Annotated in this window: 22 protein-coding genes; 10 read left to right on the top strand and 12 right to left on the bottom strand. The window is 68.9% G+C overall.

Annotation, left to right across the window (positions count from 1 at the left end):
- The gene (locus VHB27_RS19110; RefSeq protein WP_325603490.1) at positions 1-1,503 is read right to left on the bottom strand and encodes an MDR family MFS transporter; all 1,503 of its coding nucleotides are present in this window, start codon (positions 1,501-1,503) and stop codon (positions 1-3) included.
- 230 nt (positions 1,504-1,733) lie between these two features.
- On the opposite strand from VHB27_RS19110, the gene VHB27_RS19105 reads away from it, so the two are divergent.
- A complete protein-coding gene (locus VHB27_RS19105) occupies positions 1,734-2,363 on the top strand; it encodes a DapH/DapD/GlmU-related protein (protein ID WP_325603488.1) in 630 nt (209 codons plus the stop codon).
- A gap of 162 nt (positions 2,364-2,525) precedes the next feature.
- Here VHB27_RS19105 and VHB27_RS19100 read toward each other — a convergent pair whose 3' ends face one another.
- Both VHB27_RS19100 and VHB27_RS19095 read right to left on the bottom strand, forming a co-directional pair.
- A complete protein-coding gene (locus VHB27_RS19100; protein ID WP_325603486.1) occupies positions 2,526-3,164 on the bottom strand; it encodes an FMN-dependent NADH-azoreductase in 639 nt (212 codons plus the stop codon).
- A gap of 84 nt (positions 3,165-3,248) precedes the next feature.
- On the bottom strand, positions 3,249-4,694 hold the full coding sequence (locus tag VHB27_RS19095) for an alpha/beta fold hydrolase (protein ID WP_325603484.1): 1,446 nt from the start codon (positions 4,692-4,694) through the stop codon (positions 3,249-3,251).
- Between the two features lie 162 nt (positions 4,695-4,856).
- Here VHB27_RS19095 and VHB27_RS19090 point away from each other — a divergent pair, with 162 nt between their 5' ends.
- Complete coding sequence (locus VHB27_RS19090) at positions 4,857-5,435, top strand: TetR/AcrR family transcriptional regulator (RefSeq protein WP_325603482.1); 579 nt, start codon at positions 4,857-4,859, stop codon at positions 5,433-5,435.
- Between the two features lie 14 nt (positions 5,436-5,449).
- On the opposite strand, the gene VHB27_RS19085 is transcribed toward VHB27_RS19090, so the two are convergent.
- The 7 genes from VHB27_RS19085 to VHB27_RS19055 all read right to left on the bottom strand — a co-directional run bounded on the left by VHB27_RS19085 (position 5,450) and on the right by VHB27_RS19055 (position 13,168).
- The gene (locus VHB27_RS19085) at positions 5,450-6,667 is read right to left on the bottom strand and encodes a DNA methyltransferase (protein WP_325603480.1); all 1,218 of its coding nucleotides are present in this window, start codon (positions 6,665-6,667) and stop codon (positions 5,450-5,452) included.
- On the bottom strand, positions 6,664-7,314 hold the full coding sequence (locus VHB27_RS19080; protein ID WP_325603478.1) for an MBL fold metallo-hydrolase: 651 nt from the start codon (positions 7,312-7,314) through the stop codon (positions 6,664-6,666). Before VHB27_RS19080 ends, VHB27_RS19085 begins: the two co-directional genes overlap by 4 nt.
- Positions 7,315-7,316: 2 nt before the next feature.
- Positions 7,317-8,291 (bottom strand): S1C family serine protease, encoded by a 975-nt coding sequence (locus VHB27_RS19075; RefSeq protein WP_325603475.1) that lies wholly within the window; start codon positions 8,289-8,291, stop codon positions 7,317-7,319.
- Between the two features lie 118 nt (positions 8,292-8,409).
- Positions 8,410-8,946, bottom strand: a complete 537-nt coding sequence (locus VHB27_RS19070) for a hypothetical protein (RefSeq protein WP_325603473.1) — start codon at positions 8,944-8,946, stop codon at positions 8,410-8,412.
- A 373-nt stretch (positions 8,947-9,319) separates the two neighbouring features.
- Positions 9,320-10,114, bottom strand: a complete 795-nt coding sequence (locus tag VHB27_RS19065; RefSeq protein ID WP_325603471.1) for an FAD binding domain-containing protein — start codon at positions 10,112-10,114, stop codon at positions 9,320-9,322.
- 69 nt (positions 10,115-10,183) lie between these two features.
- Complete coding sequence (locus VHB27_RS19060) at positions 10,184-12,568, bottom strand: xanthine dehydrogenase family protein molybdopterin-binding subunit (protein ID WP_325603469.1); 2,385 nt, start codon at positions 12,566-12,568, stop codon at positions 10,184-10,186.
- Between the two features lie 114 nt (positions 12,569-12,682).
- Complete coding sequence (locus VHB27_RS19055) at positions 12,683-13,168, bottom strand: (2Fe-2S)-binding protein (protein ID WP_325603467.1); 486 nt, start codon at positions 13,166-13,168, stop codon at positions 12,683-12,685.
- 673 nt (positions 13,169-13,841) lie between these two features.
- Between VHB27_RS19055 and VHB27_RS19050 the strand changes: the two genes are divergently transcribed.
- Positions 13,842-14,210, top strand: a complete 369-nt coding sequence (locus VHB27_RS19050) for a response regulator (RefSeq protein WP_325603465.1) — start codon at positions 13,842-13,844, stop codon at positions 14,208-14,210.
- 308 nt (positions 14,211-14,518) lie between these two features.
- Here VHB27_RS19050 and VHB27_RS19045 read toward each other — a convergent pair whose 3' ends face one another.
- A complete protein-coding gene (locus tag VHB27_RS19045; RefSeq protein WP_325603463.1) occupies positions 14,519-14,788 on the bottom strand; it encodes a hypothetical protein in 270 nt (89 codons plus the stop codon).
- Between the two features lie 234 nt (positions 14,789-15,022).
- Between VHB27_RS19045 and VHB27_RS19040 the strand changes: the two genes are divergently transcribed.
- Entirely contained in the window at positions 15,023-16,156 is a 1,134-nt protein-coding gene (locus VHB27_RS19040) for a CaiB/BaiF CoA transferase family protein (protein WP_325603461.1), read from the top strand.
- Positions 16,157-16,204: 48 nt separating this feature from the next.
- Here VHB27_RS19040 and VHB27_RS19035 read toward each other — a convergent pair whose 3' ends face one another.
- On the bottom strand, positions 16,205-17,377 hold the full coding sequence (locus tag VHB27_RS19035) for a pyridoxal-phosphate-dependent aminotransferase family protein (RefSeq protein ID WP_325603459.1): 1,173 nt from the start codon (positions 17,375-17,377) through the stop codon (positions 16,205-16,207).
- Between the two features lie 126 nt (positions 17,378-17,503).
- Here VHB27_RS19035 and VHB27_RS19030 point away from each other — a divergent pair, with 126 nt between their 5' ends.
- The 6 genes from VHB27_RS19030 to VHB27_RS19005 all read left to right on the top strand — a co-directional run.
- On the top strand, positions 17,504-18,010 hold the full coding sequence (locus tag VHB27_RS19030) for a glycine cleavage system protein R (RefSeq protein ID WP_325603457.1): 507 nt from the start codon (positions 17,504-17,506) through the stop codon (positions 18,008-18,010).
- 64 nt (positions 18,011-18,074) lie between these two features.
- Positions 18,075-18,881 (top strand): thioesterase family protein, encoded by an 807-nt coding sequence (locus VHB27_RS19025; protein ID WP_325603454.1) that lies wholly within the window; start codon positions 18,075-18,077, stop codon positions 18,879-18,881.
- Between the two features lie 27 nt (positions 18,882-18,908).
- On the top strand, positions 18,909-19,802 hold the full coding sequence (locus VHB27_RS19020) for an NAD(P)-dependent oxidoreductase (protein WP_325603452.1): 894 nt from the start codon (positions 18,909-18,911) through the stop codon (positions 19,800-19,802).
- A gap of 68 nt (positions 19,803-19,870) precedes the next feature.
- On the top strand, positions 19,871-20,752 hold the full coding sequence (locus VHB27_RS19015; RefSeq protein ID WP_325603450.1) for a TauD/TfdA dioxygenase family protein: 882 nt from the start codon (positions 19,871-19,873) through the stop codon (positions 20,750-20,752).
- Positions 20,753-20,802: 50 nt separating this feature from the next.
- Complete coding sequence (locus tag VHB27_RS19010; RefSeq protein WP_325603448.1) at positions 20,803-21,714, top strand: tyrosine recombinase XerC; 912 nt, start codon at positions 20,803-20,805, stop codon at positions 21,712-21,714.
- Between the two features lie 389 nt (positions 21,715-22,103).
- A partial coding sequence (locus VHB27_RS19005) for a malate synthase G (protein ID WP_325603446.1) occupies positions 22,104-23,439 on the top strand: 1,336 nt, incomplete at its 3' end.

Genomic DNA, 23,439 nt, shown 5'->3' with positions numbered 1-23,439 from the left:
CTAGGCGCCCCCCTGGCTGCCACGCAGCGGGCGTTCGGGCAGGAACAGCACCATCGCGAAGGCGCAGGCGGCGATCGCCGCGCCGGCCAGGAAGGTGATCGACAGCGCATGGGCATAGGTGCCGACCAGCGCTGCATGCTCCGCCGGCGGCAGGTGGGCGATGCGGTCGAGGCCCTGTGCCCCGTCGGCGCCGACCGACGGGGCGTCGCGCAACTGCGCCACCAGGATCGCGCCGGACAGCGCCACGCCGAGCGCCCCGCCCAGGGAGCGGAGGAAGGCGGAGGCGGAGGTGGCGCTGCCGAGGTCGCGCCAGGCCACCGCGTTCTGGATGGCGGTCGTCAGGTTCGGCATGACGAAGCCGATGCCCAGGCCCATGACCACCAGCACCGCCTCGATCCAGGCGACCGGCGCGCCGTGCCGGGCGGCCCAGCCCATCGCCAGATAGGCCGAGGTCGCCGCGGCCAGGCCGACGACGGGGAAGCGCTTGTAGCGCCCGGTCCGCGACACCAGCCGGCCGCCGACGACCGAGGCGACGATCACGCCGCCCATCATCGGCGCGATCATCAGGCCGGCATCGGTCGGCGAGGCGCCGATCACCAGTTGGAAGAACAGCGGCAGGAAGACCACGGCGGCGAACAGCGCCATGGCCGAGAAGCTGATCACCGCCACGCCCAGCACGAACACGAGGTTGCCGAAGAGGTGCAGCGGCAGGACGGGCTCGCTGGCCCGTGTTTCCACCACCGCAAGCGCGGCGCACAGGACGAGCGTGACGGCGGCCAGGACCAGGATCATCGGCGAGGACCAGGGATAGACGCTGCCGCCCCAACTCAGGACCAGCAGCGCAGCACTGGTCGCGGCGATCAGCAGGGCGGCGCCGGCGTAGTCGATGCGGTGGGTGCGGGTCCGGCCGGTCTTGCGCAGCGCCACGGTGATCAGGACCAGCGCGACGGCCCCGACGGGCAGGTTGACGTAGAAGATCCAGCGCCAGGACAGCGCCTGGGTGAGGAAGCCGCCCAGCAGCGGCCCGGCCACGCTGCATCCGGCGAAGACGGAGGCGAACAGCCCCTGGTAGCGGCCGCGCTCCCGCGGCGTGACGATGTCGCCGATGGTGGTCTGCGCCAGCGTGATCAGTCCGCCCGCGCCAAGGCCCTGGATCGCGCGGAAGACGATCAGCTCCGTCATGCCCTGCGCCAGGCCGCAGAGCACGGAGCCGGCGAGGAAGACGGTGATGGAGACCAGGAAGGCGGGCTTGCGGCCGTAGATGTCGGAGAACTTGCCGTAGAGCGGGGTGGTGGTGGTCGAGGCGACGAGGAAGGCGGTGACGACCCAGGAGATATGGGCGAGGCCGCCCAGGTCGCTGACGATGCGGGGCAGGGCGGTGGCGACGATGTTCTGGTCGAGGGCGGCGAGGGTGAGCGCGAGCATGAGGCCGGCCATGACGAGGCGGCGTTCCCCGGGGGTGACGGCGTTGGGGGCGGGATCGAGGATGGCAGGGTTTTCCAAGCGATTTGTCCGATGGTTGCGGGACGGAGTTTAGGGCTTCATCGCGGCGCGCTGTAGAGGAGCGAGGCGGCGGCAGATACGCGATGCGCCGTTGACGCCGGACAGCCGCCCAGGTTCCTCGAGGCTGCAGGCCGGTCCCGGCGCGTGAGGGGCCGGGCCCTTCCCTCGACGCACCCTGCACGGTATCTGCGCCCAGGCGTTCTCGACAACGACTCTCCAAGGTTGCCGGCATGGATTCCCAGGTGCTTCCGAAAATCGCGTCGACGGTGATCCATCCGACGGCCTCGCTGCGTGCGGCGGATATCGGGCGCTGCTGCGAGGTCCTCGAGCGCAGCCATCTCGAATACTGCAGCCTGGGCGATTACAGCTACGTCGGACAGGATTGCATGATCGCGGACGCGCAGATCGGGCGGTTCACCGCCATCGCTGCCGCAGTCCGCATCGGGGCGCCGAATCATCCGATGGATCGGCCGTCGCTCCACCGCTTCACCTATTGTCCCGAGTACTACAGCGCCGCCGCGACCCGTGACCGTTCCTTCTTCGAGAAGCGGCGCCAGGACCGTGTCGTCATCGGACACGATGTCTGGATCGGCCACGGGGTCATCGTTCTGCCTGGCGTCTCGGTGGGCGACGGCGCGGTGCTTGCCGCAGGGGCCGTCGTGACCCGTGACGTGGCGCCCTACACCATCGTCGGCGGCGTGCCCGCCCGCCTTATCCGCGAGCGCGTCCCTGAAGGCATCGCCGAGAGGCTTGGACGGATCGCCTGGTGGGATTGGCCGGCCGAGACCATCTTCGAGCGGCTTGAAGATTTCCAAACCGCCGACATAGGCGCGTTCTGCGACAAGTGGGACAGGCGCTGATCGCCCGGGCGACTCCGTCCGGCAGGGCATGCGTCGGGGCGACGCGCTGAACGTCGACGCTCGGGCGCCCCGCCTGCGCAGCACGGCCCGGCATCAAAGCGGGCGTGGCTGTCCGCGCGGCTGCGATGTGAATGGGCACGGACAGCCCGTCCGTGCCGCGGTTCAGACCCGACCGTGACGGTGCGCCAGTTCCACCGCACGCTGCTTGGCCTGCTCCAGATCGGCCGCCGGGTCCTTGGTCAGAAGCGTGGGCTGGAAACGCAGCTCGTCGATCGCGGTCACGCCGGCCTGGTTGAGCCAGTCGCGCAGGTAGACCGAATGATGGTCCACGCCGAACGCAGGTGATGGAAAATGCTGCGCATACGCGCCGGAGGTCAGCACGAGCGTCGCGTGCTTGTCCTGCAGCAGGCCGAAATAGCCGGTCTCCGGCTTGAGGCCGAACGTCAGTCCGGGCTGGTGAATGAGGTCGATATACTGTTTCAGGCGATACGGAATGCCGCCGTTCCACATCGGCACGGCAAACAGATAGCGGTCTGCGGCAATGAATCGATTGGCGATGCCGACGATCTGGTCCCATGCCGTCTTCTGGGCGGCAGTCTGGTCTTGCCCGACGATGACGTTCAACTTCGCCGCCGCCTTGTTGCCGTCGAAAGCCGGAAGATCGGCCTCCCACAGCTCCATGACGTCGACGTCGAGGTCCGGGTTGCCGCCACGCAACGCGCCAAGATAGGTCTCGGCGATCTGGATCGATTTGGACTCAGGCCCACGCGGCGAAGCCTGTATGAACAGCAGCTTGGTCATGATCGGTCTCCTGTGATTTGGCTGGGCCTTCCAGGCACGCAGCCGGGAAACGGGAATGATGGGGTGCGGCGGCTTCGGCGCGCCTCAGTCGCTGCCGGTCGCCGCTGGCCGGAAGCCGGCGTCGATCTCCGGTCGCGCCAGGTGGGCGACTGTATTGACGAGCGTCTTGGCGGCCGCCGCCAGCGCGATCGCGACGGCCGTGCGGTGGTCGTAGCCGGCCGCCCTGAGCGCGTGCACGTCGCTGTCGGAAACCTGGGTGCGCTTGGACGCGATCGCGGCGGCAAAGCGCCGGACTGCCTCCAGCTTGGGGTCCCCGAGCGGTCCGCCCTCGCGGAGTGCCTCGACGATGTCGGTGGACGCGCCAAGCCTGGCGGCGAGCGTCGCATGGACGGCAACGCCGTAATCCGCCGCATTGGCTCGGCTGGCGGCCACCATCGCCACCTGCTGGGCGATCGGATCCAGCGAGGTGGCGCCCAGCGACTGGAGCATGGCGATATAGGCGGCAAGCACGGGCGGTTCGGCGGCGAGCGCATAGCCGAGGTTCGGCACGAAGCCGAACACCCCGCGCATCCCGTCGAGGAGGTCTTTCGCTGCCGCCGGCGCGGACGCCTCGTTCAGCGACCCGAACAGCGCCTGTCCCTGGGCGGCGTCGAGCGTTCGGGCGAGAAAGGCCCGGATAAGCCCCGCGACCTCATCGAGATGCGTCTCGAGCGGGAAATGGCCGGCATCGACGAAGTGGATCTCGGCGTCCGGGAGGTCGCGGCGATAGGCCTCGGCGCCCGCCGGCAGGAAGAACGGGTCGTTCTTGCCCCATACCGCGAGCGTCGGCGGACGATGTGCCCGGAAATACGCGTGGAAACGCGGATAGGCGGCGACGTTCGCCTTGTAGTCGCCGAACAGGTCCAGTTGGATCTCGTCATTGCCCGGACGGTCGAGGAAGTGCTGGTCGAGGGTGTAGCTCTCGGGCGCGATCAGTGATGTGTCCGCCTCGCCGTGGGCGTATTGAAACCGCGTCGTTTCGGATCTCAGGAGAGCACGCAGGGTGGCGCGGTTCTCCTCGCTCGGGTCCTGCCAATAGGCGCGGATGGGGTTCCAGCCGTCGCTCAGCCCTTCCTCATAGGCGTTGCCGTTCTGCGAAATCAGTGCCGCGACCCGTTCGGGCCGCGCCAAGGCGAGGCGGAAGCCGACGGGCGCGCCATAGTCGAACACATACAGGGCGTAGCGGGTCAGCCCGATCGCGTCGGTGAAGGCCTCGATCATCTCGGCAAGGTGGTCGAAGGTGTAGCCGAAGCGCTTGGCGTCCGGAGCGTCGGAGAAGCCGAAGCCCGGCAGGTCGGGGGCGATCACGCGGTATTTGTCGGCGAGCCGGTCGATCAGGCCGCGATACTGGTGGCTGGAGGTTGGAAACCCATGCAGCAGAAGGACGACGGGTGCGTCTGCGGGGCCGGCCTCGCGAAAGAAGAGATCGAGCGCCGAACCGGAGCGGCGGTCGGTGACGGAGACGGTCCGGCAGGTTGGCGGCGTGGACATGGGAACCTCGCGTGTCGTGGGACGGCGGAGCGTTCGGCTTAATGAACCGAACGACCGGTACAATACGCATGATGAAGACCACGGTCAAGGCTTGCTTGGAAAAACGATGCAGCGTATCCATGTCCGGTGTACCGAACGATCGATACGTGCCGGAGTGTTGGGATGCCCGCCGCCCTCGCGTCAAAGGATGAGATTGTCGACCGGCTCTTCACGGTGTTCCGTGACCGGGGGTTCGAGGGCGCGTCGCTCGCCGACCTGTCGCGCGCGACCGGGCTCGGGAAATCGAGCCTCTACCACCACTTCCCAAGGGGAAAGGAGCAGATGGCGGAGGCTGTGCTCGAACGGGCCACGGCCTTGATCGACAACGCGATCCTGAAAGTGGCGCGGGCGCCCGAACCCCTGAAGGTCCGCGTTCGCAAGATCGTCGCCGCCTTCGACCAGATCTTCGCCGGAGGACGCACCGCCTGCGTGCTGGGCCAACTGTCCAGCGCCGGCGTCGGGGCCGACGCCCGCCAGGGGCTGCGTCAGGCCTTCGCGCACTGGATCGAGGCGATCGACGGTCTCGCGGCCGAAAGCGGGATGTCGCCGGCCCGCGCCCGCAATTTCTCGGAGGACTGGGTCGCCCGCCTTCAAGGGGCCCTGATCCTGCAGGCGGCGACGGGCGACCGGGGACCATTCAAGCGCGCGATGGATGCCCTGCTCGACCTCGCGAAAGAAGACGCCAGGCCCGTGCAGGGCTGATCAGGGGACTTGGATCACGGGGGAGAACCCCTCACCGCCAACACGATCCGGTTCGTGTTCGTCCCCCGATCGTTGTTCCCCACGCCCCAGCAATTCGCCGTCTTCGTGAATTCCTGCTCGTTCACCATCACGCCCAGCACGGTGAACGGCAGCCCCGCGATCGCGGCGACGACGTTCCGTTCCAGCAACACCCGTCCCCCGCGGACCTCTCCGACTTCGAACGCAACGAACCCGCCGGGCCGCACCACCCGCGCCAGGCTCTCGAACGTCCGCCGCACGAATGCCTCCCACGCCGCCGTGTCGCGATGCCGAGCGATCACGACCGACGCGGGGTCGATGCCCGCGAACCAGCAGCGCAGCCAGTTGTCGCCTTCATAGTCCACCACGTCCAGGAACGGCGGCGACGTCACCACCAGGTCCACCGACCCGTCCGCCAGCCCCGCCGCCCGATCCGACGGCCCCGTCATCAGCACCGCCGGCGGATGCGGCGGCGGCACCCCGTCCGCCAGCAGCCCGCGGCTCTTTTTCAGCACGATCGCCCGCACGTCCCGCACCGGCGGCACCTGGCCCCGTCTGGCGTTGATCCGCCGCTGGGACGCCGCCGACACCGCCTGGTTGGGCGGCATCGTATAGACCGAGAAGAACCCCGGCGAGTGCCCCGTCAGCCGGTTCAGCGCCACCATCCGGATCCACGCGTCCACCGGGTCCGGCGCCGGCCTGCCCAGCAGCCAGGCCCGCAGCGCGGTCACCTGGCGCAGCGTCTCGGGATGGTAGAACGCAAGCAGGTCGTCCCCGGCCGGGTCGGGCACGCCCACCGACAGGTCCAGCGCCGCCAGCCGCGCGGCGACGGCCTCGAGCGGGGGAGGGGCCAGCCGCGGCGCCGTCAGCATCGCGCTCAACGGGTTCACGTCGTTCGCCGCCGGCGCGCGGCCCAGCAGCGCGGCTTCCACCGGGGTCGTGCCGCGGCCGGCGAAAGGGTCATAGACGCGGTCGCCCGGCCGCGTCAGCCGCTCGATGAAAAACCCCGGAAGCTGGGGCTTGAAGCACGCGCGATAGCTGATCTCATGCAGGCTGTGCCCGCGCCGCTGGCCGGAGGTCCAGAATTCGTTGACGAAATAGCGCAGCCCGGACTCGGCCACCTCCAGCGTCGGCTGGCCCTGGTAGGTGAACCGCCGCAACGTTTCGGCGAAATCCGCGACCGGCGCCGCGCCGTCGAGCACCCCCGCGCTCACTGCAGGAACGGGTTCGTCGCCTTCTCGACCCCGATCGTCGATCCGGGGCCGTGGCCGCAGATGAACGCGTAATCGTCCGGCAGCACCAGAAGCTTGGTCTTGATCGCGGTGATCAGTGCGTCGGCGTCGCCATAGGGAAAGTCGGTGCGCCCGACGGACCCCTGGAACAGCACGTCCCCCGCGATCAGGAACTTCGCCGGGTGATGGACGAAGACCAACGAGCCGGGGGTGTGGCCCGGGCAATGCAGGATCTCGAACCGATGCGGTCCCATGGCCAGCGTCTCGCCCTCGGCCAGCCAGCGGTCGGGGGTGACGTTCTGCGCCTCGAACCCGTATCCCGCCGCCTGCTCCGCGATTTTTTCCAGCAGGAAGGCATCGCGCGGGTCCGGTCCTTCGATCGGCACGCCGCCCAGCGCATCGCGCAGCGCCGCCGCCCCGCCGGCATGGTCCAGGTGCCCGTGCGTCAGCACGATCTTGGTGACGCGCGCCCCGGTCTTGCCGATCGCCGCCACGATCCGGGGCACGTCGCCGCCGGGGTCGACGACCATCCCTTCCTTCGTCGCATCGTCCCAGAAGATCGAGCAATTCTGCTGGAACGGCGTCACCGGCACCAGCGCGCCGCGCAGCAGCGGCCTCTCCTCGGCCATACTCAGTGCAGCTTCGGCGACTTGAGGAAGCTCGCCCGGTCCGCCGACCGGATGGCGATCCGCTTGGGGGAGCCGTCACGCTCGACCCGCAGCCGCACCTCGGCGCCGGCGCTGCCGGACGACCAGACCCGCCGCCACAGGCCGGCCAGGTCCGGCGCTTCCTCGTCGTTGATCGTCAGGATCTTGTCGCCGGCGCGCACGCCCGCCTGTTCCGCCGGGCCGTTGTCGGCGACGGCGCCGACGATCAGGGTCTCCTCGGCTTCCGTGGCGTACATGCCCAGCCAGGGGCGGGCCGGGCGGTTGACCCGGCCATAGGTCAGCAGGTCGGACATGATCGGCGTCAGCAGCCCGATCGGCACGATCATGTTCATGTCGAAGCGCCGCCCCTTGCCGTCGCCCTGCTGCAGGATCAAGGAGCCGACGCCCATCAGCTTGCCGTCGGTCCCGATCAGGCCGCAGCCGCCCCAGAACGGGTGCGCGGGCGCGGTGAACAGCGCGTCGTCCAGCACGTATTCCCAGTATCCGGCGAATTCCTGCCGGCCGACGATCCGCGTCTCGATCGCGTGGTGCCGGCCGCCCCCGGCCGCCATCACCGCCTGGTCGCCTACCTTCAGCCGGTCGGAATCGCCGATCTCCATCACCGGCAGGTCCAGCTTGCCCAGCGCCTGCACCAGCCCGAACCCGCTTTCCTGGTCGTACGCCAGCGCGTGGCCCGGCACTGCCTGCCCGTCGTTGGAGGTGACCCAGATCGTCTCCCCCTCGGTGATCAGATAGCCGATGGTCGCGATCAGTCCGGTCGATTTGATCATCACCCCGCTGCCCGCCCGCTCCGTCCCCAGGGAGCCGGCGGTGAACGCATCGTTGGGCACGTAGGTCTTGAGGCTGACGACCGATTTCAGCGTCTGCTCAAGGTCGAACGCGTAATCGCCCGGATCGGGTTGGAGATTGGCCGGGATCTCCCAGTCTTCCTTCTTCATGCCTCGGCGTCTTCCCTGGTTGGGGCGGGGCTTCGGGGGCGTATCTGTCATGCAGCGACTATATCAGCCCTTCACCGGCATCGGACAATGCCGTCAGCCCCCCGCGCCGGCGATAAATTCACAATTTTGGTCCGTGATCCGCCTCGTTGGTCGCCAGTTCCGCCGGCGTGAGCTGGAACCCCGCGATCAGGCTGTACGACGCACCCGTCACGTTGCCCGACACCGGGATCGTCAGCTCGATCGGCGGACTCGTCAGGTTGACCCGGTCGACGTTGGGCGGAAACGTCACATGGACGGGGTAGACGTGCTTGTCCCGGATATCGCCCCCCAGCGTGACCGCGAGGAACACCGGCAGGTCCACGTCCCGGCCTTTCATCGCCGGCCCGCGCTGCACCGAAAGCCCGATGCGGACGGTCGTGGCGATCGTGGCGGCGCTGTCGCCCTGCTGGCAGCTTCCGTTCAGCGACACGACGCGCGCCTGGACGATGGTATCGGTGATGTCGCGCCGGTTGGACGAGGTGTCGTAACGCGTCAGGTCCGCCAGCGGCGTGACGAGTTGCGGGGCGGGGCAGGGCGGGGCGAACTGGTTGCGGGCGGGACCGCAGCCGGCCAGCAGGGCGGTCAGGCAGAACGAGACGAGGGTACGCTTGCGCATCAGGGACTCCGGTCGGCCGGCGGTCCAGCCGGCCAGGGGGCAAAAAGGGGGCAGAAAGGGGGCGCAGTCTGCCGTCCGGGGGGCCGCAGGGCAATGCGGCAGCAAGCGGACGGGCAGGCCGCCCCGTCCCGGACGGCAGGCCCGTCCCGCATGGGCGTAGGGAGAGAGCGGCACAGGCGCCCACGGGGCCCGCCCCGGCCATCCGGGCACCACCCCGGCGCGCCGGCGTCGATTCGCGGATGGCCGGCACCCGACCTGGCCGTGACGGCGCCGGCCGTGACGGCGATAGACCGGCGCACGTCCAATCGTGGCCCCCTCCAATCCAGGCGGGCGCCCAATCCCGGCTCGGCAGACCGCCGAGCAGGCTGCTTCTTTACGCGACCTGCGCGACGGCCCGCTTGCTGACCACCCCGATCAGGTGCGCGCGATACTCGGCGCTGGCGTGGATGTCGCCGTTCAGGTCGTCCGCCGGCGTCTTGATCCCGGCGATCGCGTCGGGGGAAAACGTCGCCGACAGCGCCTTTTCCATCTCGGTGTGGCGAAACACCCCGCCCTGGCTCGCGCCGGTGATCGCCAGCCGCACGCCGGCGGGGAACTTGGCCACGAACACGCCCACGATCGCATAACGGGACGCCGGGTTGCGGAACTTCTCGTAGGCCGATTTCTCCGGGATCGGCAGCTCGACCGCGGTGATGATCTCCCCCGGCTCCAGCGCCGTGGTGAACATGCCCTGGAAGAAATCGTCCGCGGCGATCGCGCGCTTGTCGGTCTTGATCGTCCCGCCCAGCGCCAGCACCGCCGACGGATAGCACGCCGCGGGGTCGTTGTTGGCCAAGGAGCCGCCGATCGTGCCGCGATGGCGCACCGCCTCGTCGCCGATCATCGACGCCAGGTGCGCCAGGCCGGGGATCTTGGCCTTGATGTCGGCATTGTTGGCGACGTCCGCGTGCCGGGTCATCGCCCCGATGGTGATCTTGTCGCCGGCCACGGTGATGCCCGACAGCCCCAGCCTGGACAGGTCCACCACCGTCGACGGCCGGTTCAGCCGCTGCTTCAGCACGGGGATGAAGGTCTGCCCGCCCGCCAGCGCCTTGGCGTCGCCGTCCGCGGACAGCAGCTTGGCCGCGTCCGCCAGGCTCGAAGGCTTCTCATAGGCGAAATCATACATCGTGATGGTCCCCTTCAGAGCGTTCCGCAGGTCCGGCCGTCCGGCCGGGCCCGCACGTGTTCGACCTGGTCATTCGGCCGCCATCCGTGGCTGCGCCGCCTGGATGATCGACCAGAGTTTGGGGCCGGTCGCCGGCATGTCCAGGTGGCGGACCCCGTAGTCCTTCAGCGCGTCCACCACGGCGTTGATCACCGCCGGCGGCGAGCCGATCGCCCCCACCTCGCCGCAGCCCTTGGAACCCAGCGGATTGTGGGTGCACATCGTGTTCTCGGTGGCGACCGAGAGGGCGGAGGGCAGGTCGTCGGCGCGCGGCATGGCATAGTCCATGAAGCTGCCGGACAGAAGCTGCCCGCTCGGTTCATAGGCGCAGGCCTCCAGCAGCGCCTGGCCGATGCCCTGGGCGACGCCGCCCTGCACCTGGCCCTCGACGATCATCGGGTTGATCACCCGGCCGACATCGTCGACCGCGGTGAAGCCGACCATCTCGACGACGCCGGTCTCCATGTCCACCTCCACCTCGGCGATATGGCAGCCGCCGGGGAAGGTGAAGTTGTTCGGGTCATAGAACGCGGTCTCGTCCAGGCCGGGCTCCAGCTCCTCGATCGGGTAGTTGTGCGGCACATAGGCGGCCAGCGAGACATCCGTCAGCGTCTTGGTCTTGTCGGTCCCGGCGACCGAGAACGTGCCGCTCTTGAACTCGATGTCCTCGACCGAGGCCTCCATTAGATGGGCGGCGATCCGTTTGCCCTTGGCGATGATCTTGTCCATCGCCTTGACCATGGCCGACCCGCCGACCGCCAGCGAGCGGCTGCCATAGGTACCCATGCCGAAGGGGATCTTGGCGGTGTCGCCGTGCACCACCTCCACCTGCGCCAGCGGCACGCCCAACTGGTCGACGACGAGCTGGGCCAGCGTGGTCTCGTGCCCCTGGCCGTGGCTGTGCGTGCCGGTATAGACCGTCACCGACCCCGTCGGATGCACCTTGATGTTCGCCACCTCGTACAGCCCCGCTCGGGCGCCCAGGCTGCCGACGACGGCGGACGGCGCGATGCCGCAGGCCTCCAGGTAGGTGGAGATGCCGATGCCGCGCAGCTTGCCGCGCGCCTTCGCCTCGGCCCGGCGTGCCTCGAACCCGTCCCAGCCGGCGTTCTTCAGGGCGACGGCGAGCGTGGTCTGGTAGTCGCCGCTGTCGTATTGCAGCGCGACCGGCGTCTGGTACGGGAAGGCGTCGGCGGGGATGAAGTTCTTCCGCCGGACCTCGACGCGGTCGATACCGGTATCATGTGCAATGACATCGACCAGGCGTTCCAGCAGGTAGGTCGCCTCCGGCCGCCCGGCGCCGCGATAGGCGTCGACCGGCACGGTGTTGGTGAACACCGCCTTGACGTTGCAGTAGATCACCGGGGTCTTGTAGACGCCGGCCAGCAGCGTCGCGTACAGGTAGGTCGGCACGCAGGGCGCGAAGGTCGACAGATAGGCACCCATATTGGCGAGCGTATGGACACGCAGGCCCAGGAAGTGCCCCTCCGCGTCCAGCGCCATCTCGGCGGTGCTGACATGGTCGCGGCCATGCGCATCGGTCATGAAGCTTTCGCTGCGTTCGGCGGTCCATTTCACCGGCCGGCGGACCTTGCCCGCGGCCCAGGTGACGATCGCTTCTTCGGCGTAATGGTAAATCTTCGATCCGAACCCGCCGCCGACATCCGGCGCCACGACGCGCAGCTTGTTTTCAGGGATGTGCAGCACGAAGGCGCCCATCAGCAGCCGGATCACGTGCGGGTTCTGGCTGGTGGTGTACAGCGTGAAATCGCCCGACGAGGGATCGAAGTCGCCGATCGCGGACCGCGGCTCCATCGCGTTGGGGATCAGGCGGTTGTTGGTCAGGTCCAGCGAGACGACCTTGTGCGCCTTGGCGAACACCTCGTCCACCACGGCCGGGTCGCCGATCTGCCAGTCATAGCACAGGTTGCCGGCGACGCCGTCATGCACCTCGGGCGCGCCGGGCTTCAGCGCGTCGTGCAGCGACGCCACCGCGGGCAGGTCGGTGTACCGGATGTCGAGCAACTCCGCTGCGTTCTTCGCTTCCTGCCGGCTGTCGGCGATCACCACCGCGACCGCGTCGCCGACATGGCGCACCTTGCCGACCGCCAGCACCGGGTGCGGCGGTTCCGCCATGGGGGAGCCGTCCTTGCTGTGGATCTGCCAGCCGCAGGGCAGGCCGCCGATGCTCTCCGCCGCCATGTCCGCGCCGGTGAACACCGCGACCACGCCGGGTGCGGCCGCCGCTGCCGTCGTGTCGATGCCGTCGATCGTGGCATGCGGCCGGTCGGAGCGCTTGATATACGCGTAAAGCTGGCCCGGACGGTTGATGTCGTCCGTGTAGTTGCCTCGGCCGCTCAGGAACCTGACGTCCTCTTTGCGGCGAACGGCTGCACCGATCCCTTCGAATCCCATGGTAACCCCCTGATCGTTCCCTCCGCGCGTTGCGTTCGCGCAGTCCCATCGTGCATTTCTTGGGGGCGAACCTCAGGGACGGTTCCCATCCGCCCGCCCATCCAGCGGCGGACGCTACTCAGCCGCTCGGGCGTGCATCAGCGGATGCGCCGCCGCGATCGCCTTGACGATGTTGTGGTAGCCGGTGCAGCGGCAGAGATTGCCTTCCAGCCCTTCGCGGATCTCCTTCTCGGTGATGCCCTGCGGGTGGCTGTTCACCAGGTCGATCGCGCTCATGACCATGCCGGGGGTGCAGAACCCGCATTGCAGCGCGTGATGTTCCCGGAACATTTCCTGCATCGGATGCAGCGTGCCGTCGGCGGCGGCCAGGCCCTCGATCGTCGTCACGCCGGCGCCATCCGCCTGCAGCGCGAGCATGGTGCAGGACTTCACCGATTCGCCGTTCACGTGCACCACGCAGGCGCCGCACTGGCTGGTGTCGCAGCCGACATGGGTGCCGGTCAGGCCAAGCTTTTCGCGCAACAGCTCGACCAGCAGAGTCCGGCCTTCCACCTCCACCGTGTGCTGCTTGCCGTTGACCGTCAGGGTGACCTGAGGCATCGCGCGCTCCCTTTCATGCTGTCGCTGTTCACAGGCGACGGACCGCCAGCGGCAGGAGGCAGTCGCGCCGTTGCCCTGGACGTCCCGTTCGACGCCAGTTTGGTCGCGCGGGTGCGATGCGGTCAAGCGGGGTGTTGGCAAGCGGGGTGTTGGCAACCGTTCGCGTCGACGGCGGGCGACGGGACGGAGGAGGGGGGAACCATGTTGATGTGGCAATGTCCGGTTGCGCCGCCTTCGACGAGAAGCCGCGCGCGACTTCAAAGCATGGTGGCGTACGCGGTCGGCGGCGCAACCTTTGGGGGAGTGATTGCGGCTTCTCACCAGAATTGATGGATGTTCATTCCCTCAATTTGCCTTGAAAAGTCCTGCTTTTAACTATACCAATGCTCTGTTGAATTCGGGGCAATGCTAGAACAACCGTGTTACTGCTCTTTACAAGACTGGGATTTTGTTTCGGCGCATGTCCGGCAAAGGCATGTCCGGGCCATGGGTGGCGCGCGCCGTCCGCCGCCCGTCGCGCCCTGATCGCCGGGCGGACGGCCCCCGGGGCCGCGCCGTTTCGTGGACGCGCTTCGTCAGGACAGGCGCCATGTCATACCATGAGCCTCGTGCCCCTGGGCTTCGTACCCTTGGGCTTCGTACCCCTGGGCTTCGTACCCCTGGGCTTCGTACCATGACCGTCCAGGGCTTGGTCCTGCTGACCGAGGACGACATGCTCGTCCGGGAAACGATCGCCGACCTTCTGGAGTTGGACGGATTCCAGGTCGCCAAGGCCTGCAACGCGGACGAGGCCATGACGATCCTCGAGGCCGACCCGCAATCCGTGGCCATCCTCGTGACCGACCTGTCGATGCCGGGTGAGAACGGGATCGCCCTGGTCAAGCGCGTGCGCGGCCTCCGCCCCGGCCTGCCCGCGATCATCCTGACCGGCGTCACCGAGGAGCCGCCCTGCGCCGGCCTGGAAGGCCGGGGCTTTTGCGTCCTGCGCAAGCCGGTACTGGGCGACGACCTCGCCCAGCACATCAAACGGCTGATCGCCTGAGGGGGCTGGTTCCCTGAAGTGGGTGATCGCCTGAAGCGGCTGACCGCCGGAAGCGGCCGATCGCCGGAACAGACCGGAATCGGCGCCCCCGTCATGGCGGGCGCAGGCCCCATGGGCGTTAAGCCCCACCGGTTAAGATAGAAGCGGTTAAGATAGAGCGCTGCAGGCGTCTATCCCGTCGTGGTCGGCGAAGGCCGGTCATCCACGCCTGGCGATGTCCATACAAGGGTCAGGCATGGATGGCGGCACCCCGGCCGCCATGACGGCTGGTGGCCTATAGACGGCCCGGGGGACGGCCGGGGGACGGCCTAGCTCTTCTTGGCGGGCTTCTTCGTCGTCGCCACCGTGGTGTGGCCCTTGGCCTTCGTGTGCAGGCTATGCGCCTTGGTCTCGGACTTCGCCGCCTCCGCGGGCGCGACCTTCGTCGGTTGCGTCTTGTCGTGGCTCACCACCGGGGCCTGCGTCGTGGTCGCATCGGCCGGCGCGGCGGCACCCGTCTGGGCAAAGGACGCCACCGGCAGGACCGCCAGGCTGGAGGCGAGCAGCGCGGTCGACGCAACGGTCAAGAAACGAGTCATCGTGGGTTTTCCTGTCGCCGGAGGGTTGGTTGTCCGGCTGGTCGGATAGCACCATCCCTTTGTGGTGCCCCGATGCAAACGCCGCGGCGGAATCATGGCGGACAGGGGCGGACCGGATGAAATTCGCGCAATCCGCGTCCCGCCGGGAAGGGAGGACGGGACCGGAGAATCGCGCGAAGGTTTCATCCCCCGCCGTTTGCCGCTTGAATGCCGCGGCAACGCAAGGGAACGTCCATGCCACTGACTGGAGTCAAGGTCCTCGATCTCACCCGCGTCCTCTCGGGACCGTTCTGCACCGTCCTCCTCGGCGACATGGGCGCCGACGTCATCAAGGTGGAAGCGCCCGGGGGCGACACCATCCGCGGGCAGGGCGCCGCCCAGGACGGGTTGTCGCTCTATTTCGCGCAGTTCAACCGCAACAAGCGATCGATCGTCCTCGATCTGCGTTCGGAAGAGGGCAAGGACGCGCTGGCGCGCCTGGTCGCGCGCGCCGACGTGCTGGTGGAGAATTTCCGCCCCGGCGTGCTGGACCGCATGGGCTTCGACGACGTCCGGCTGCGGACGCTGCGGCCCTCGCTGGTCGTGTGCTCGATCAACGGCTTCGGCAGCACCGGCCCGTATCGCGACCGCCCGGCCTTCGACTTCATCGCCCAGGCCCTGTCGGGCTTCATGAGTGTCAACGGCCGAACCGAGGACCCGCCGCTGCGCTCCGGCCTGCCGATCAGCGATCTCGTCGCCGGCCTCTATGCCGCGCTGAGCGTCACCGCGGCGGTCCTGCATGCGCGCAACACCGGCCAGGGCCAGCGGACCGAGGTCAGCCTGACCAACGGCATGGTCAGCCTGCTGGCCTATATCGCGACCACCTATTTCGCTACCGGCGCGGCGCCGGCACGCAGCGGCAACGACCACCCGATCGCGGCACCCTATGGCCTGTTCCCGACCCGCGACGGGCAGATCGCGCTGGCGCCGGCGGACAACCTGTTCTTCGGCCGGCTGGTGGACGCCCTCGGCCTTCCCGACCTGAAGGACGACCCGCTCTACGCGGACAACGTCGCCAGGGTGGCCAATCGCGCCCGCATCAACGCGATCGTCGGCGGCCGGCTGGCGGCCCATCCGACGGCGTACTGGGTGGAGGTGCTGAACAAGGCCGGCGTCCCCTGCGGCCCGGTGCACGGCGTCGCCGAGGCCCTGTCCGATCCGCAGATCATGGCGCAGGAGATGGTCCTGTCCCTGGCGCGCGAAGGCCGCGACCCGCTGCGGATGCTGGGATTCCCGATGAAGTTCTCGGAAACCCCGTGCCGCGTCCGGCGACTGCCGCCGGAACTGGGGGAGCACACCGCGGACATCCTGGGGGAGGTGGGGTTGTGAGGCCCCGCGCCATCACCCCGTAGCGGCCGCTCCGGCGGCGCCGCGGGGTCAGCCGGCCTGCGACAGGAACGCCAGCGCGGCCTGCACGCCGCCGGCCTTGTGCGGGATGCCCGCGGCCCGCAGCCCCATCTCGACGCCCGTCAGCGCGCCCATCAGCGACAGCACGCCCAGATCGCCCATGTGGCCGATGCGGAACACCTTGTCCTCGACCCGGCCGAGGCCGTTGCCGAGGCTCATGTTGAACTGCTCCAGGATCACCGCCCGCAGCCTGTCGGCGCTGTGCCCGTCCGGCACGCGGATCGCGGTCACGCCCGGCCCGTAGGCATGCGGATCGAGGCATTGCAGTTCCAGCCCCCAGGCCGCGACGGCGCGCCGCGTGGCCTCGGCATAGCGGGCGTGGCGGGCATAGACGGCGGGCAGGCCTTCCTCGGCCATGATGTCCAGCGCCTCGCGCAGCGCCCATAGCAGGTTGATCGCCGGGGTGTAGGGGAAGAACCCGGTCTTGTTGGCGGTCGCCAGCGGCTCCCAGTCCCAGTAGCTGCGGCGGGACCCGCCGGCGCGCGCCGCCGCCATCGCCTTCTCGCTGATCGCGGTGAAGGACAGGCCGGGCGGCACCATCAGGCCCTTCTGCGAGCCGGCGATCGTCACGTCGACCTTCCAGGCGTCGTGGCGATAGTCGCAGCAGCCCAGCGAGGAAATCGCGTCCACCATCAGCAGCGCGGGGTGCTTCGCGCGGTCCATCGCCTCCCGCACGGCGCCGACGTCGGACATGCAGCTTGTCGAGGTCTCGCTATGCACGACGAACACGGCCTTGATGCGATGCTCGCGGTCGTCTTCCAGCACCTTGCCGATCGCCAGCGGATCGGCGCCGCGCCGCCAGTCGGTTTCCAGCGCCATCACGTCCAGGCCGAAACGGGTCGCCATCTGCTCCCACAGGTGGGAGAACTGGCCGGTGCGGCTGATCAGCACCCGGTCGCCCTCGCGCAGCGTGTTGACCAGCGCCGCTTCCCAGGCGCCGGTGCCCGAGGCGGGGAAGATGCCGATGATGCCGTCGGTGCCGAAAACCGGACGCAGCTTCTGGATGACCTCCCGACCCAGCGCGCCGAATTCCGGGCCGCGGTGGTTGATCGCGTTGCGGTCCATCGCCCGCTGGACGCGCTCCGGCAGGTTGGTCGGGCCGGGCGTGTGCAGGAAGTGCCGGCCGGATACGAACTGTGTCATCGACGATATGCCTCCAAGTCGGGCAGCAGAAGCATGCCACGCAGGCGATTGCAATGTTCTTGACCGCATGGGAGCACTACGGGATCGCGATCCCGCCCCAAAGGGCTTGCACCAGGAGGCTTGTGCATGGCGTCCCTGATCCTGACCGTTATCGGCCCCGATCGTCCCGGCCTCGTCCGCACCCTGGCGGCAGCGGTCGCGGCGCGCGGCGGAAGCTGGCTGGAAAGCCGGATGGCGCGGCTGGCCGGCCAGTTCGCCGGCATCGTGCTGGTCGAGGCGCCGGAGGCGCTGCTGGCGGACCTGCGCGCGCTGGAGGAGCAGGGGCTGCGGATCGTCGCCCAGGACGCCGGCGGCGTGCCGGCCCCCGTGTCCGGGTCGCGGCTGGCGCTGGAGGTCGTGGGCAACGACCGCCCGGGGATCGTGCGCGACGTCACCCAGGTGCTGGCCGAATGCGGCATCAACATCGAGGAACTGACGACGGACGTCGCCAGCGGCTCGTTCAGCGGCGGCACGCTGTTCCGAGCGGAAGCGATCCTGCGCGCGCCCGGCGCCGGCGCGGTCGAGGCGGCCCGCGCCGGGCTGGAAACGCTGGGGAACGAGCTGATGGTGGATTTCAAGCCGCTGGACGATTGAGCCGGTCCGGCCAACCTTGTATCCCCCCTTGTACCCCTGGCTTGCTCCGAGGAAGGGAACCGCCATGACCGCCTGGATCGAGACCTATCGTGGCGCCGTCCCGCCCTGGCAGTGCGACGTCACCGAACATTTCACCGTCGCCTACTATTTCGACCGGCTGGAGGAAGCCCAGGCCAACCTCGTCGAGGCGCTGAACCTGCCCGCAACGCCCCGGCGCGGCCGGATCGACGCCCGCTTCACCCGCGAGCTGCGCGAAGGCGCCAGCTTCCACGTCGAAAGCGCGCCGCTGCTGACGGGGACCGGCCTGCGCCTCGGCCATCGCTTCGTCGATTCCGCCAATGGCGAGCCGGTCACCTGGTTCGACGGATACTGGGACACCGGTTCGGTCGATGTCGGCTTCGCCGAATGGAATGGTCCAGAAACGGAAAGACGTGTCGATCCCGTATCCAGGCAGGGCTATCGCCCGACGGCGCGCGGCCGGGTCAAACCCAACGACCTCGATGCCGCCGGCTATTTCTCCCTCAGCGCCATGGTGCATCGCTTCTCCGCCTCCTCCGCCCAGGCCGGCACCGCGATCGGCATGACCGCGGCGGTGGCGCAGCAGGAGCGGCGGGGTTTTTCCACCTTCGAACTGATCCTGCATCTGTCGGGAAGCCTGGAGGTGGACGCGCCGTACCTGGTGGAGACCGGGATCGCGCATCTCGGCAATTCCTCGCTGCGCATGATCCACCGCATGACCGATCCCCGCACCGGCGACGAGATCGCCCGGCTCAGCCAGTACGGCGTCAACCTCGACCTCGATGCCCGGCGCCCGGCGCGCTGGCCCGACACGGTGCGCGACGCGGCGCAGGCGCTGGTCATTCCCGGCTGACGGAACCAGGAACTTTCGGAGGAAACGATGCATATCGGTTATCTCGGCGTCGGCAACATGGGCCAGCCCATGGCGGGCAAGCTGCTGGACGGCGGCCACCAGCTCACGCTGCTCGACATCAACGAAGCCAACATGGCGCCGCTGCTGGCCCGCCAGGCCCGCCGGACCGACAGCCCCAAGGCCCTGGCCGACGCTGCCGAGACCGTCGTCGTCTCCCTCCCCACGCTGGGTGCCTTCCGCCATGTCGTCTTCGGCGAGGACGGGCTGCTGAAGGGCCGCGCGATGAAGACGCTGATCAACACCTGCACGGTGGGCGTGCCGTTCGTGCGGGAGCTGGAGGCGGCGCTGCGGGCGATCGGCTGCACGCTGGTGGACTGCCCGATCTCCGGCGGGCCGGCAGGCGCGGCGGCGGGCACGCTGTCGGTGATGGTTTCAGGCGATCCCAAGACGGTGGAGAGCGTCCGCCCGCTGATCTCGCTGTGGGGGCCGACCGTGACGGTGGCGGGCGATGCGCCCGGCGCGGCGCAGGTGCTGAAGCTGACCAACAACATCCTGTTCGCCGTGTCGCTGGTGGCAACGTCCGAAGCCTTCGTGATGGGCGCGAAATACGGCCTGGACCCGAAGGTGATGCTGGACTCGATCGCCGCCGGCACCGGCGCGAACGGCGCCACCCGCTCGGTGTTCCCGCGCGCCGTGCTGCCGCGCACGTTCCAGTTCGGCGCGACGCTGGACATCCTGATCAAGGACGTCGACCTGGCGATCGAGCAGGGCGAGGAACTGGGCGTCCCGATGTGGGTCTGCCAGGCGGCCAGGCTGGTCCTGAAGCACGCCGGCATGGCGGGGAAGGGCGGCGACGACCTGTCCACGCTGGTGAAGGTCATCGAGGACGGTGCGCAATTCCAGTTGCCGCGATCGGTCTGACCCTTGCGCCCGCAACCATCGGCGGCCCATGATCCGGCCCGGAACGTCCGACCCGAAAGGCAACGACCATGACCTCCCTGCGTGGCAACAACGGTCCCCGCTACCGGCACGACCCCGGCAACACGGCGCCGTACGAGACCATCCGGCTGGACAAGCTGACGCCGATCATCGGCGCGGAGATCAGCGGCGTGAACCTCGCCGAACCGGTCCCCAACCACCAGATGCACGAGATCCATCGCGCGCTGGCCGAAAACTGCGTGATCTTCTTCCGCGACCAGCACATGTCGCCGGAGCAGCACCTGGCGTTCGGCCGCAATTTCGGTCCGCTGCACGTCCATCCAGCGGCACCGAGCGCGCCGGGCCATCCGGAGTTGATGGTCATCAAGGCGGACAAGAACTCGACGCGGGCCAACGGCGAAGGCTGGCACAGCGACGTGTCCTGCGACGAAGAGCCGCCGATGGGCAGCATCCTGTACATCCAGCAATGCCCCCCGCGCGGCGGCGACACACTGTTCTCCAACATGTACGCCGCGTACGAGGCGCTGTCGGACCGGATGAAAACCTACCTGGAGGGCCTGACCGCCCTGCATGACGGCGAGGAATCCTATCGCGGCACCTACAAGAACCTCGGCGTCGAGGACAAGCCGGTCTACCCCAAGGCCGAACATCCGGTCATCCGCACCCATCCGGTGACCGGCCGGAAGTCGATCTACGTCAACCGCGGCTTCACCAAGCGCATCCTCGGCATCCCTCGCGACGAGAGCCAGGCGATCCTGAACTACCTCTGGGACCTGGCCGAGGACCCGCTGTTCCAATGCCGCTTCCGCTGGTCCGAGAACGCCGTCGCGTTCTGGGACAACCGCTGTGTCCAGCACCGGGCGATGTGGGATTACTGGCCGCACACCCGCTCCGGCTTCCGCGTCACGGTGGCCGGCGACAAGCCCTATTGAGGCGCAAGGCCGCGGCAGCCCCGGCGCCTGCCGCCGGGCCGATCCCGGCCATGACGGCCGACGCCGCTCGGGCCGCGTACCTGGACTGGCTGCGCCAGGAACGCCGGGCGGCGGCGAACACGGCGGAAGCCTATGGACATGCGCTGGCAGGGTTCCTGGGCTTCCTGACCCGGCACCTGGGGCAGGAGCCTGACCTGGCGGCGCTGGCCGGGCTGCGCGCGGCCGACGTCCGCGCCTGGCTGGCGGACCTGGCCCAGGACGGGCTGGCGGCGACGTCGCGGGCGCAGCATCTCTCGGCGCTGCGGGGCTTCGCGCGCTTCCTGGCCCGCCGCCACGGCGTCGACATCGCCGCGACCCGGCTGGTGGCCGCCGCCAAGGCACGCGCGCCGCTGCCCCGGGCGCTGAGCGTCGACCAGGCCCGCGACGTGGCCGGCCATGTCGACGACGTCGCCGAGGACCCGGCGCTGCAGGCCCGCGACCTGGCGTTCTTCTCGCTGCTGTACGGCAGCGGGCTGCGGATCAGCGAGGGGCTGGGCCTGGACGTCAGGGCGGCGCAGGCGCTGCGGACCAACCCGACGCTGACGGTGGTGGGGAAGGGGGCGAAGACCCGCATCGTCCCGGTCCTGCCGGCGGTGCGCGCGGCGATCGAGGCGTGGCTGGCGGTGCATCCCAGCCCGGCGCCCGACAGCCCGCTGTTCCTGGGCGCGCGCGGCAAACGGCTGGACCCGGCGGTGGCGCAGAAGGTGCTGCGGACCTATCGCCGCCTCGCCGGCCTGCCGGAGCACGCGACGCCGCACGCCCTGCGGCACTCCTTCGCCACGCACCTGCTGGCGGCGGGGACCGACCTGCGCTCGATCCAGGACCTGCTGGGCCATGCCAGCCTGTCGACGACGCAGCGCTATACGGCGGTGGACCAGGCGGGGCTGCTGGCGGTCTGGCGGCGGACCCACCCCAGGGGATAGGTCCGAGGGGATAGGTCCAAGAGGATAGGTCCTGGGGATAGGTCCCGACCCGGTCCGTCCGGCCCATCCGGGCACGACCGCGGGACGAGCCGGACAAAAAAACGGCGCCCGGGTGGGCGCCGTCGAAGTTTGGGGGGGAAACGTCATGCGAATGAGGCCTAGCCATCATCCGCACGCGAAAGATTGTGCGTCCTGCCTCAGTGTCAAGCACGGGACGGGGGAGAAATTATCACTCCGTCCGGCCGTGCCTGCGACGGCCCGCGGCAGGCGGCGGCGCATGCCGGGCCCTTGCCGGGGACGCCCGGACCATGCCCCGGGACGGGCTTGGCAAATGCACCCTTTTGCGGCCTATTCCCTGCTTCGTGTGACGAATCAGGGAGGTGTGCCGCATGGACAGCGTCGAAAAATCCGGTATCCGGGTCGCGAAGCCGCTGCACGACTTCCTGGAGGCCGAGGCCCTGCCGGGCACCGGCGTCGATCCGGCGGCTTTCTGGTCAGGTTTTAGTTCACTCATTCGTGAATTGGCGCCGCGCTGCAAGGCCCTGCTGGCCACCCGCGACAGCCTGCAGCGGCAGGTCGACGCCTGGCACGTGGCGAACCGGGGCAAACCGGTCGATAGCGCCGCCTACATGGGTTTCCTGAAGCAGATCGGCTACCTGGTGCAGGAGCCGGCCTCGGTGGCGGTCAGCACCGACAAGGTGGACCCCGAGATCGCTTCCATCGCCGGTCCGCAATTGGTGGTGCCGGTCACGAATGCCCGCTATGCGCTGAACGCGGCGAACGCGCGCTGGGGCAGCCTGTACGACGCGCTCTACGGCACCGACGCGATCCCCGAGACCGACGGCGCGGGGCGTGGCCGCGGCTACAACAAGGTGCGCGGCGACCGGGTCGTGGCCAAGGCGCGGGAGGTCCTGGACGGCGCCGCGCCGCTGGCGTCCGGCAGCCATGCGGCGGCCTCGGGCTATGCGGTGGCGGACGGCGCTTTGGTGGTATCGCTAACGTCCGGTGGAACGACCGGCTTGAAGGACCCGGCGCAGTTCGTCGGCTACAAGGGCGAGGCGGCGGCGCCGTCGGCGGTGCTGCTGCGCCATAACGGGCTGCATATCGAGATCGTGATCGACCGCGCCAACCCGATCGGCAAGGACGACGCCGCCGGGGTCGCCGACGTGGTGATGGAAGCGGCGATCACCACGATCCAGGACTGCGAGGACTCGATCGCCGCCGTCGACGCCGCGGACAAAATCCTTGCCTACCGCAACTGGCTCGGCCTGATGAACGGAACGCTGGCGGACACGTTCGAGAAGGGCGGGCAGATGATGACCCGCAAGCTGAACCCGGACCGGTCCTATACCAAGCCCGCCGGCGGCACGCTGTGGCTGTCCGGCCGCAGCCTGATGCTGGTGCGCAATGTCGGCCACCACATGTACACCGACGCGGTGCTGGACGCCGACGGGCAGGAGGTGCCGGAAGGATTCCTGGACGCGCTGATCACCGCGCTGATCGCCAAGCACGACCTGGACAGCAAGGGTCCGATCAGGAACAGCCGCACCGGGTCGGTCTACATCGTGAAGCCGAAGATGCACGGCCCGAAGGAAGTCGCGTTGACCAACGACCTGTTCGGCGCGGTGGAAACGATCCTGGGCCTGCCGCAATACACGCTGAAGATGGGCATCATGGATGAGGAACGGCGCACCTCCGCCAACCTCAAGGCCTGCATCGGCGCCG

This window comes from Rhodopila sp. (assembly GCF_035548235.1).
In the GTDB taxonomy this organism is placed as follows: Bacteria; Pseudomonadota; Alphaproteobacteria; order Acetobacterales; family Acetobacteraceae; genus Rhodopila.
Note: the sequence above shows the minus strand (reverse complement) of the source record. Positions and strands in the feature narration are given on the sequence as shown.

What these genes read in the sequence shown, in the direction of transcription:
- VHB27_RS19095 (WP_325603484.1), bottom strand. Translation starts at nt 4,694, where the DNA reads ATGTCCACGCCGCCAACCTGCCGGACCGTCTCCGTCACCGACCGCCGC.
- VHB27_RS19025 (WP_325603454.1), top strand. Translation starts at nt 18,075, where the DNA reads ATGACCGCCTGGATCGAGACCTATCGTGGCGCCGTCCCGCCCTGGCAG.
- VHB27_RS19045 (WP_325603463.1), bottom strand. Translation starts at nt 14,788, where the DNA reads ATGACTCGTTTCTTGACCGTTGCGTCGACCGCGCTGCTCGCCTCCAGC.
- VHB27_RS19100 (WP_325603486.1), bottom strand. Translation starts at nt 3,164, where the DNA reads ATGACCAAGCTGCTGTTCATACAGGCTTCGCCGCGTGGGCCTGAGTCC.
- VHB27_RS19105 (WP_325603488.1), top strand. Translation starts at nt 1,734, where the DNA reads ATGGATTCCCAGGTGCTTCCGAAAATCGCGTCGACGGTGATCCATCCG.
- VHB27_RS19015 (WP_325603450.1), top strand. Translation starts at nt 19,871, where the DNA reads ATGACCTCCCTGCGTGGCAACAACGGTCCCCGCTACCGGCACGACCCC.
- VHB27_RS19030 (WP_325603457.1), top strand. Translation starts at nt 17,504, where the DNA reads ATGGCGTCCCTGATCCTGACCGTTATCGGCCCCGATCGTCCCGGCCTC.
- VHB27_RS19010 (WP_325603448.1), top strand. Translation starts at nt 20,803, where the DNA reads ATGACGGCCGACGCCGCTCGGGCCGCGTACCTGGACTGGCTGCGCCAG.
- VHB27_RS19070 (WP_325603473.1), bottom strand. Translation starts at nt 8,946, where the DNA reads ATGCGCAAGCGTACCCTCGTCTCGTTCTGCCTGACCGCCCTGCTGGCC.
- VHB27_RS19075 (WP_325603475.1), bottom strand. Translation starts at nt 8,291, where the DNA reads ATGAAGAAGGAAGACTGGGAGATCCCGGCCAATCTCCAACCCGATCCG.
- VHB27_RS19035 (WP_325603459.1), bottom strand. Translation starts at nt 17,377, where the DNA reads ATGACACAGTTCGTATCCGGCCGGCACTTCCTGCACACGCCCGGCCCG.
- VHB27_RS19055 (WP_325603467.1), bottom strand. Translation starts at nt 13,168, where the DNA reads ATGCCTCAGGTCACCCTGACGGTCAACGGCAAGCAGCACACGGTGGAG.
- VHB27_RS19020 (WP_325603452.1), top strand. Translation starts at nt 18,909, where the DNA reads ATGCATATCGGTTATCTCGGCGTCGGCAACATGGGCCAGCCCATGGCG.
- VHB27_RS19050 (WP_325603465.1), top strand. Translation starts at nt 13,842, where the DNA reads ATGACCGTCCAGGGCTTGGTCCTGCTGACCGAGGACGACATGCTCGTC.
- VHB27_RS19060 (WP_325603469.1), bottom strand. Translation starts at nt 12,568, where the DNA reads ATGGGATTCGAAGGGATCGGTGCAGCCGTTCGCCGCAAAGAGGACGTC.
- VHB27_RS19065 (WP_325603471.1), bottom strand. Translation starts at nt 10,114, where the DNA reads ATGTATGATTTCGCCTATGAGAAGCCTTCGAGCCTGGCGGACGCGGCC.
- VHB27_RS19090 (WP_325603482.1), top strand. Translation starts at nt 4,857, where the DNA reads ATGCCCGCCGCCCTCGCGTCAAAGGATGAGATTGTCGACCGGCTCTTC.
- VHB27_RS19040 (WP_325603461.1), top strand. Translation starts at nt 15,023, where the DNA reads ATGCCACTGACTGGAGTCAAGGTCCTCGATCTCACCCGCGTCCTCTCG.
- VHB27_RS19080 (WP_325603478.1), bottom strand. Translation starts at nt 7,314, where the DNA reads ATGGCCGAGGAGAGGCCGCTGCTGCGCGGCGCGCTGGTGCCGGTGACG.